The sequence below is a fragment of the Nocardia sp. NPDC006630 genome (genome assembly GCF_040611495.1).
GTDB lineage: Bacteria > Actinomycetota > Actinomycetes > Mycobacteriales > Mycobacteriaceae > Nocardia.
Genome location: NZ_JBEXOK010000025.1, coordinates 20,059 through 29,782 on the forward strand (window position 1 = coordinate 20,059; position 9,724 = coordinate 29,782).

General features: G+C 64.1%; 7 protein-coding genes and 1 pseudogene. 5 read left to right on the forward strand and 3 right to left on the reverse strand.

Annotated elements, in window-relative coordinates; all coding sequences use genetic code 11:
* Window positions 1-341: 341 nt before the first annotated feature.
* Window positions 342-1,283 (forward strand): hypothetical protein, encoded by a 942-nt coding sequence (locus ABZX86_RS39965; RefSeq protein ID WP_355131644.1) that lies wholly within the window; start codon window positions 342-344, stop codon window positions 1,281-1,283.
* Window positions 1,284-1,463: 180 nt separating this feature from the next.
* On the opposite strand, the gene ABZX86_RS39970 is transcribed toward ABZX86_RS39965, so the two are convergent.
* Window positions 1,464-2,405 carry an amidohydrolase family protein gene (locus tag ABZX86_RS39970; protein WP_355131646.1) on the reverse strand — a complete coding sequence of 314 codons (942 nt, stop codon included), beginning with the start codon at window positions 2,403-2,405 and terminating at the stop codon, window positions 1,464-1,466.
* 347 nt (window positions 2,406-2,752) lie between these two features.
* Between ABZX86_RS39970 and ABZX86_RS39975 the strand changes: the two genes are divergently transcribed.
* Window positions 2,753-3,319: an NAD(P)H-dependent oxidoreductase gene (locus ABZX86_RS39975; RefSeq protein ID WP_355131648.1), complete on the forward strand. Its 567-nt coding sequence runs from the start codon at window positions 2,753-2,755 to the stop codon at window positions 3,317-3,319.
* A gap of 118 nt (window positions 3,320-3,437) precedes the next feature.
* Here ABZX86_RS39975 and ABZX86_RS39980 read toward each other — a convergent pair whose 3' ends face one another.
* Both ABZX86_RS39980 and ABZX86_RS39985 read right to left on the reverse strand, forming a co-directional pair.
* Entirely contained in the window at window positions 3,438-3,986 is a 549-nt protein-coding gene (locus tag ABZX86_RS39980; RefSeq protein WP_355131656.1) for an ABATE domain-containing protein, read from the reverse strand.
* Between the two features lie 152 nt (window positions 3,987-4,138).
* Window positions 4,139-4,999: pseudogene (locus tag ABZX86_RS39985) on the reverse strand (SulP family inorganic anion transporter); the annotation flags it as partial.
* Between the two features lie 272 nt (window positions 5,000-5,271).
* Between ABZX86_RS39985 and ABZX86_RS39990 the strand changes: the two are divergent.
* From ABZX86_RS39990 to ABZX86_RS40000, 3 genes are all read left to right on the forward strand, one after another.
* On the forward strand, window positions 5,272-7,089 hold the full coding sequence (locus tag ABZX86_RS39990) for an alkyl sulfatase dimerization domain-containing protein (protein ID WP_355131650.1): 1,818 nt from the start codon (window positions 5,272-5,274) through the stop codon (window positions 7,087-7,089).
* Between the two features lie 200 nt (window positions 7,090-7,289).
* A complete protein-coding gene (locus ABZX86_RS39995; RefSeq protein WP_355131652.1) occupies window positions 7,290-8,891 on the forward strand; it encodes an adenylate/guanylate cyclase domain-containing protein in 1,602 nt (533 codons plus the stop codon).
* A gap of 521 nt (window positions 8,892-9,412) precedes the next feature.
* Window positions 9,413-9,628: a DUF397 domain-containing protein gene (locus ABZX86_RS40000; protein ID WP_355131658.1), complete on the forward strand. Its 216-nt coding sequence runs from the start codon at window positions 9,413-9,415 to the stop codon at window positions 9,626-9,628.
* Window positions 9,629-9,724 lie beyond the last annotated feature (96 nt).

The window sequence follows — 9,724 nt, forward strand, 5'->3', positions numbered from 1 at the left end:
ATACACGTCTACGGCCATCTACTCACCTCTCATCGAAACTCAGGGCGATGAAATCGAAGAGCGAACTGGCGGATCGGTCCCGAGCATATCCCTTTCGCCTAGGGCAGGGGGATCGGGCGTGGGCGGCTCAGACCTGCGCCCGATCCACCAGAATCGAACACCGCCGGCGCTTTGGGCAGGGACGAACGGCGGGCAAATGGACCGGTGCACCGTGTCGCCGCCTAAGGATTGTTCGCGTGCACACGAGATCCGGAGGGCCCACTGTGACAGCATTGGGGCTGCGCAGTCTCACGGTGCTGAACCAGCCATAGAACGCCATCGCTTCTGGAAGGTTCCGAACAATGACGCAACCGAGTACCGAGTGGACCGAAAAGATCACCGCCGCGGAACCGGAGTGTTTCGCACACGAAACCGAAACGCTCTCGGCCATCCAGCAGGACCGCACGCACAAATATGGGCAGTCGGGACGTGGTTTCCACCGCAAACCCCTACTCGCGCTGCGCGGGCGGTTCGAGGTACTGCCGGACCTGCCCCCGTACGCGCGGTTCGGATTGTTCTCTCGGCCGGGTTCTCATGAAGTGTGGATCCGAACATCCAACGGCACATTCGATATTCAGGCCGATTCGATACCGGATATCCGAGGCTTCGCGCTCAAGGTATTCGGAGTCGAGGGCCCCGACGCCCGTGACGGATCACCGGCCTGGTGTCAGGACTTCTTGATGATCCAGATCGACCCGTTCGGATTGACCAGTGAGCAATTCACCGCCCTGTCGGCACAATTGGCGAATGGGGACATACCACCCTCGCCGGAAGCCGCTCAGCGACTGGCCATCTCCGGATTCGCGACCACTACGTTCAACACCACCACCCCCTTCACTGTCGGCCCCTACGCGGCCCGGGCGCGACTGCTGCCGCCCGAAGGTGAAGTACCAGATCCCGATGCCGACAACGACTGGGCTGCTGACATGTTCGCCCGCCTGCCACTGACATATCGCTTTCAATTGCAGTTCTACGTCAACGAGTCCGACACCCCGATCGAGGACGCAACCAAACAGTGGCCCGAAGCCAGCGCTCCCTGGGTGACCGTCGCTGACCTCACCATTCCCGAACAGCAGCTCGGGGCCGGGTTTGCCGCGCAGGTCGAGCAGATTTCCTTCGCACCGTGGAACGCCTTGGCCGACCATCGCCCGCTCGGAGAGGTTAACCGGGCCCGCCGAGTCGCGATGGACCGCAGCGTCGCCGACCGCAACGGCACCTACACCGTGGCAGCATCGACACCATGAACCAACGTTGCACTCGCTGCATGCTGGACCCTGGCTCCGACCGCTAAACCGGGCCCGGTCGGTGATACAGGCGGTGCCCTCCGCCCCGCGGTTCAGGTCGATCCGAACGAGTTTCGGACCACCGGGGGGCGAGAGCACCGGCCTGCGGCGGGACGGTCCAGGATTGCGGACTGATCTGGTTCAGAGCCGGAGGAAGCGGCGCGCGTTCTCGGATTCGATCGCGGTGATCTGGTCGGCCGGGATGCCGGATTTGCCGATATAGGTCAGATGGTTCATCAACGATTCGCCGGTTTCGAAGGGAAAATCGGTGCCGACCATGAGTTGCGAGGCACCGACGACGCCGATGGTTTGTTCCAGTGCGCCAGGGGTCGGGTTCGCCGTGTCGTAGTGCAGGAGCTTCAATTGCTCCGCGACCGGGGGGCGTCCGGCGGGCAGGTACCAGTCCGCGTGCAGATCCAGGCGCTGGGCGATGAAGGGCGCGTATCCGCACATGTGGGGGAACAGGAATCGAATCTTCGGATAGGTGCGCAGGAGATCCTTTTGAATGAGCTCGACGGCGGCGAGGGTCAGTTCCGTCGCGTGTCCGGTCACCCATCCGAGTGCGGCCAGCAGCGGGGAGCCGAGCCCGTCGCCGACCGGGTGAACGAACAGGATGGCTTCACGATCGTTGAGATACCGCAGTAGCGGTTCGAAGTAGTCATCGGCGAGCGATCGACCCAGCACGGTGGCTCCGGTCGCGATCCCGTCCAGACCCAGTTCTTCCAAGGCGCGGTGAGCTTCGTCCACGGCATTGCGAGTATGCGGCATGGGCACCACCGCCAGTCCCCGGAAGCGAGCACGGTGGTCTCGAACCACCGCTGCCACACCGTTATTGGCGAGACGTGCGGCCGTGGAACTCTGCTCCGCGTCCTCGAACGCCGGGAATTGCGGCGCGACCGAGAGCAATTGCAGTTCGACATCGGCATTGTCCATCACCGCCAATCGTGCCGCGACATCGTCCTCGGTGGTTCCGGGCCCGGGTCCACGTACCGCTGCGGTGCCGTCGGCCGACCCGCGGTACTGGTCGAGGGCATCCAGATAGTCAGCAGGGAAGATATGTGCGTGTACGTCGATTCGTGCCATGTGCCCCTCCGTCGCATCGCCGGTTGTGCATTGCGGCAAGTATCGAACTTTGCGACCGGGACGCAGGCCCGACACGTCCCGCGCGACGACACATATTGATCTCGTATATCTACATATTCGTAAATAGTCGCCGCCAGCGGGTGGTTTACCGGACCGTCCGCTCGGCAGTTCGAGTAGGCCGACCTCGATCAGATGCCATATATTTGGTGCGGTCTTCGCAGCGGGTACTTTCCGGCCACACGGTGTCATCGAATATCGGCGCTCGACCCGGTCGGCCATCAGTTGTGAGTTTCGCTCTGTGGAGCTCGACATGTATTCGGCGGTCACCGACTTCGAAGGAGCCAGCCATGGCAGTGTTCCGGGTTATCGCGCTTGCGGGCAGTTTGCGAAAAGCCTCGATCAGCCGAGGGCTCGCCGAAGCGGCAGTACGGGTGGCCCCGCCCGGGATCGAGGTCGACATCTTCGACCTACTCGGTGAGGTGCCCTACTACAACGAGGACCTCGACGCCCCGGGCCCGGTTCCGGCTGAGGTGATCACACTGCGCTCGGCCATCATCGCGGCGGACGCGGCACTGATCATCACGCCCGAGTACAACGGTTCGCTGCCCGGTGTGCTGAAGAATGCCATCGACTGGGCATCACGGCCGCACGGTCGAGGTGCGCTGTCGGGCAAGGAAACCGCGATTATCGGATTGTCGACGGGCGGGCGCGGCGGCGCACGCGCACTCGAGGAGCTGCGGATTATCGTCGGGATCGCGGGCGGGGTGGTGGTGGAGGGGGCATGTCTGTCTGTCGGTCGTGCAGGGCATCTGTTCGGCACTCCGCGGACCGCGACCGATGACGAAGTGGAGACGAAGATCGCCCAATCCCTACAGGCGTTGGCCGATTTGGCCGGTCCGGACATCAGCCGGTAGGCACGCAATGGCGACAGCTGATCGGGCCATTGTCGTCGGCGGGTAGACCGGCAGATCATAGATTGTAATTGCGTTGTCGCGCAGTGTAATTGAGGCGAAGGTTCTGGAATTTAGTGATTCAGCGATCTGAAGGTCGCTGTCGACGGTTGCGCCGGTAGTGCGCGGCGGCGGCTGCGCGGTCATTGCATTGATCGCAACAGTATTTCCGTGTTCCGGGCCGAGTCCGGTCCGCGAATACGCACCGGCACGGTGCGGCCGTGCAGCCACCGAGGCGCTGATGGCCCTGCCGCGCAAGGAAATCGGCGAGTGCTCCGGGCAGGCGGGCGTCGAGTGCGTCGGGCCCGTGCAGGGTTGTTCCCCACTGCAGGGCAGGCTTGGCACCGGCATCATCGACCAGCTGCGGTACTGCGGCTGACTCCCGCAGCAGCGCATTGACCAGGGCTGTCGCTTCGCCCGGGGTCTGGGCATGGAACACCGGGCGCAGGCGTTCTCGCAGTGCCTGCAACCGGGGCAGATCCGGCTCGGCGAGTTCATCGGCGAGCCGGTTGTGGCCGCTGTGGCGGAGGATGGCGCGGTAGTGCTCGACGTCGGTGAGCCGGCCGGGAGGATCGGCGATCGAACAGACTCGACGGCACCTGTTCGGGCGGCGCCCGGCCAACCAGCGCATCTCCCATCCTGGCCAAGAATGCGCATCGAGAGGGCGGGCTCTCTACCCGCCAGCATTGATGCCCTCCTGCATCGAGCTGCCAGCGAACACGCCCTTCTGCCGCATGTCGCGCTGACCGAAACCGGCCAGCGCGATGCAGCGGAAGATCCCTGAGAGACGAAGTCGGAGTTCATATTCGAGCGACTGCCGTCGGGATTGGGCATGGACGGCGCGACACCTGCGGCCTGCGCCAATGCCACCATCGCGACGGCCAGTGCGCCCGGCAGCAGGTGTGGAACGGCATCCAGGTTGGGGAGCGACAGGCTCGGCAGCGCACCCGGAATGTGCGATATATCGCCCACGAACTCGATATCGAGGCTCAGGACGGCGATCGCGATACTGACCACGACCATGGCGACCAGCAGCGCCAGTGAGCTCAGTTTCGGTATGGCGCGGGCGATGGCCCACACCGCGATGGTCGCGATGGCCACCCAGGTGGTGGTGGCCTGCCAGTGCGAGATACCCGCCAGCCAGTTCCACAACTGCACCAGCTTGTTGTGCCCACCGGGCTTGTAACCGGTGGCGTCCTTGAAAACACCGGTGACGATCTGCAGGGCGATGCCCGTGGAGAAGCCGATCATGACCGCGTTGGAGACGAAGCTGAGTACCACGCCCAGCCGCAGCAGTCCCATGATCAGCATGATCGCGCCGACCATGATCCCGAGCGCGGCGATATTGCCGCCGTCCTGCGGGTCGAGCCCGGCGTCCGACAGCGCGGATTGGCCGGTCAGCGCTATCGCGCTGGTGAGAGTGGTGACCATCAGTACGGTCGAAGAGGTGAGCGAGCCCAGAATGGGCGGCACGACACCGGCATACAGGCCCATGACCGGGTTGAAGCCCGCGATCGACGCATAGGCCATGCCCTCGGGAATGCTGAAAAGGCCGGTCGCCATGCCTGCGGTGACATCCGATTTACTCGGGCGGCCGAGCTTCGTCCGCGCCCGCTTCAGCAGGTCGGGCGTATCAGCTGTCATTGTTCGCTCCGCAATCTGTTGTTTCACGGGCAGGATCTGTTTTCTGCGGGCAGAGAAGTCGTCGAATCACATTCCCTTGCCGAGTCGCTTTCGTCCTCACACGTCAGGGGTGAACTGCATCGATCGTGGTGTCTCGTGCTGTTCGGACAGTAGGCCGACGTGAACGCCGAGTGATGAATCCGGAATGGAATTCATCCGTGTCGGGTGAGGCGGCGGCGTTCTCCTGCGAGAACGATCGGGGTAAATCAGGACGAAACGAAGAGGGAGCGGACATGTCGCTGGATTACAAGGACCGGACCGACTTCGACGATGCCGAGCGCGGGTTCATCGCCGCACTGTCACCGGCCGTCATCACCACGGCGGACGGGAAAGTCATCTGGGACGGCGACGCGTACGGCTTCCTGGACGGCGAATGCCCTCCGACCGCGAATCCGAGTCTGTGGCGCCAGGGCCAGCTCAGCAATAAGCAGGGCCTGTTCGAGGTGACCGACGGCATCTACCAGGTGCGCAACCTCGATCTGTCGAATATGACGATTATCGAGGGCGACACCGGCGTCATCGTCATCGATCCGCTGATCTCGGCCGAGACGGCCGCCGCCGCTCTGGCGCTGTACCGCGAGCATCGCGGGGACCGTCCCGTGACGGGGCTGATCTACACCCACTCGCACGGTGATCACTTCGGTGGCGCGCGCGGTGTCCTCCCGCACGGACATGCCGAGGTCCCGGTGATCGCTCCGTCGGGTTTCCTCGAGCATGCGGTGAGTGAAAACGTTTACGCCGGAACGGCAATGACCCGTCGCGCCGCGTACATGTACGGAGCGAATCTGCCGAAGGGACCGGACGCCCAGATCGGTTGCGGCCTGGGCATGACCACCTCGACCGGCACCATCACGCTGATCCCGCCGACCGTGGATGTCACCCGTACCGGTCAGGAGGAAACGGTCGACGGTGTGCGGATCGTCTTCCAGCTCACCCCGGGCACCGAGGCGCCCTCGGAGATGAACTTCCTGTTCCCGGACAAGCGCGCAATGTGTATGGCCGAGAACGTGACTCACAATATGCACAACATCCTCACCCTGCGCGGCGCCGTGGTTCGCGATTCGCGCATCTGGGCGCGCTACCTCGACGAAGCCATCGCCATGTTCGCCGACAAGATCGACGTCTCCTTCGCCTCGCACCACTGGCCGGTATGGCGCAGGGAGCGCTTCGTCGACCTGCTGGCCGGCCAGCGTGACATGTACGCGTACCTGCACGATCAGACGCTGCGCATGCTCAACAGCGGGCTCACCGGCCCCGAGATCGCCGAGTCCTTCGAACTGCCGGAGGCACTGGACAGCAGGTGGGCCAACCGTGGCTATTACGGCTCGATCAGCCACAATGTCAAGGCGATCTACCAGCGCTACATGGGCTGGTTCGACGGCAACCCCGCACACCTGTGGGAGCACCCGCCCGTCGAGCAGGCCAAGCGCTACGTCGTGGACTACGGCGGCGTGGACGCGGTGATCACCAAGGCGAAGAGCTATATCGACAGCGGTGACTTGCGTTTCGCCGCAACACTTCTCAACCACGCCATCTTCGCCGAGTCCGGCAATGGCGAGGCGAAGGAGACCCTCGCCGCGGTCTACGACAAGCTGGGTCAGGGCGCGGAGAACGGGCCGTGGCGCAATTTCTACCTCTCCGGCGCGATGGAACTGCGAAAGGGTGTGGTGCACACCGCGATCGACACCGCGAATCCGGAAATGGCGATGGCATTGACCGTCGAGATGCTCATCGATTCCATGGCCGTGCGGGTGAACGGCCCGAAGGCCGCGAAAACCGGCTTCATCATGGACTGGAAGGTCACCGACGACGCCGAGACGGTGCGCCTGACCATGTCGAACGGTGCGCTGACCCACCGAACCGCAACGAAGGACGCACCTCATCACGGTGCCGCGGACCTCACGCTGACCCTCACCAAGCCGCAGTTGCTGGGTGTGCTGGCGGGCAAGGGACTCGACGGCGTGGGTGTCGACGGGGATCCGAAGGTGCTCGCCACCCTCGCCGGTCTGCTCGATACCGCGGATGTGGACTTCCCCATCGTCACCCCCTGAGGCGCGACAGCCAGGGCAATCGGTGAAACCCTCTGCCCCTGAAACACTTTCATAGCCCCGGCCCGGCGGGTATCCGTCGGGCCGGTTTCGCGCGGACCCCTGCAGGCCATACGCAGCACCTCAGGCACTGAGACGCCCGCAGTGTGGCAGCCGTCACCTGGACGCTATTCCAGAAGGTAGCCAGGCGTACGCTGCAATCCATGGTCGACCTCAACGTCGCCCGTGTGGCACAAGATCCGACACCATGGGGCTCGCGGCTGCTGGGAACGACGGCAGAGCAGTCCGGGGTCCGGCGCATCCGAATACAACTGCTACTGACCAGCTCGATCGTGGTCACAAACTGTTTCGGCATTGCGATGGTCGTTGTTCTGGTCGGGTTCGTGCTGCCGGGACCACCGCTGTTCACCATAGAATTGCTGACCCTGAATTTCGTGGTGTTCCCGCTGTACGCTGCCCTGGCAGTCGTGATCGGTATCGTCTGGGGCACCCGCTGGTGCCTGCGAACACTGCAGTGGGCGATCGATCCCGACCGGGTACCCGACGAGTTCGAACAAGCCGCGACGACGGCGGTACCGATGCACCTGGTCATCGTGGAGGCGGCCCTGTGGCTCGGATGCCTGGTCGTGATGACGCCCCTGTACGGGCACACCGACCGGGAACTGATCACGAAGGTGATGCTCGGCATCGGTTTCAGCGCAATCGTCGTGTGCGCGAACAGTTTCCTGGCCGCCGAGTTCGCATTGCGACCGGTGACCGCGCGGGTGCTGGACGCAGCGGTGTCCCGGCGGCACCAGGGGATCGGCGTCTTCGGACGCTCGGTGCTGGCCTGGATACTCGGAACCGGAGCGCCGGTGACGCTGTCGATGACCGTGGCGGTACTGGCCCTGCTCGAACGATCGGTGACCACCACCCGCCTCGCCACCTGCGTCCTGACCCTCGGGGCCGCGACACTCGTCTTCGGCATGCTGTTGATGACCCAGGCACTGTCGGCCGCGCTGGCACCGATCCGGGGCGTACGTCGAGCACTGCACCAGGTCGAGGACGGCGACCTCGAAGCGCAAGTCACCGTGTACGACGGAACCGAGCTGGGTGAGCTGCAGAACGGCTTCAATCGGATGGTGCGGCAGGTGCGAGATCGCGATCGAATTCAGGATCTGTTCGGCAGGCACGTCGGACACGATGTCGCCGAGGCAGCCATCACCCAGGACTCGGAGCTCGGCGGTGAAGAGTGCTTGGCGGCCGCACTTTTCGTAGACATCATCGGTTCGACCACCATGACCGCGACTCGACCGGCCACCGAGGTCGTCGAGATCCTGAACCGCTTTTTCGATCTCGTCGTCGACGAAGTCGAACAGCACGGCGGACTGCTCAACAAATTCGAAGGCGATGCGGCCCTTGCGATCTTCGGCGCACCCGTGCCGCTCCGCTGCGCCGAAAGCGCAGCGCTGGCCTGCGCTCGCTCGATCCAGCACCGCTTGAGCACCTCCGACTCGGACATCACCGCAGGTATCGGCGTCGCCGCGGGGCGCGTCGTAGCGGGCAATATCGGTGCTCGGCGCCGCTACGAGTTCACAGTGATCGGCGACGCGGTCAACGAGGCCGCACGCCTGTGTGAACTCGCCAAAAACGATACGAGCCGACTGCTGGCCTCCGCCGCGACCGTCACCGATGCGGATGCGGAGGAGGCAGCACACTGGCAACTCGGCGAATCGGTGACGCTACGCGGACGGATAGAGCCCACCGTCCTCGCCCGACCGCGCACCGCACGATCTCTGCGGCCGTCCTCCTCCCAGCAGCCGTAGCCGTCGGCGTGGATGTGGTGCCGTGGACGATCAACGGCCGCCGCCACGAGGTTTGGGCCGCCGGAGTGGTGGTCGACATCGGCCCCGGTGTGGAGTTCGGATCGCAGCCGCCGGCCGATCCGCGTAATCACCTGCGGTCCAACATGCTTCGACGCAGCACCGCCCGAAACCCCCTGCTCGGGCACCTTCGAGCAAAACGTTAACACCGACCGGTGCCCCAGAAAGTGGGGGCCGGGTCCTTCTTCTCCACCCGCAGAGTATCGTTCGCCGGCCGGAGCAGACGCGACTCATTTATCGGTCCGGCCGGCGGGGCGGTGGTGGCTCCGTCGGCACGGCAGTTTGTCGGTGGGTCGCCGTAAGGTTGCCTTTATGAGCATTTCGATCCACCGGCGGGCGGGCCCGGCCGAATTCAGTTGCGCGGCCGGTGGTTCGGATAGCACTGTGTGTGTCGTACGTGATTCACCAGAAGGGTCATGGGGAGTGACCCTCGGGGGGAAGGAATGAATGCTATGAGCTGCAATATGATTCGCGGAGAGCGTCGCGGGCCGAAGTTCGCCAAGAGCAGCTTCAGTTACGGCGGCGGCGATTGTGTCGAGGTCGCGTACCACGAAGGTCAGATCGCACTGCGTGATTCCAAGGATCGGCACAGCCCGACGCTGTGGTTCACGAGATCCGAGTGGAAAGCGTTCGTATCAGGTGTGCGGGCCGGCGAATTCAATTTCGATTTCGTCGACTGATGTGCGCTCGTAGTTGGCGTCGATCACCATATCGACCTCGACCGCGCGGAATGACGGATCGTCCCACTGCGGTATTTCCGGAATGGGCGGGCGCTC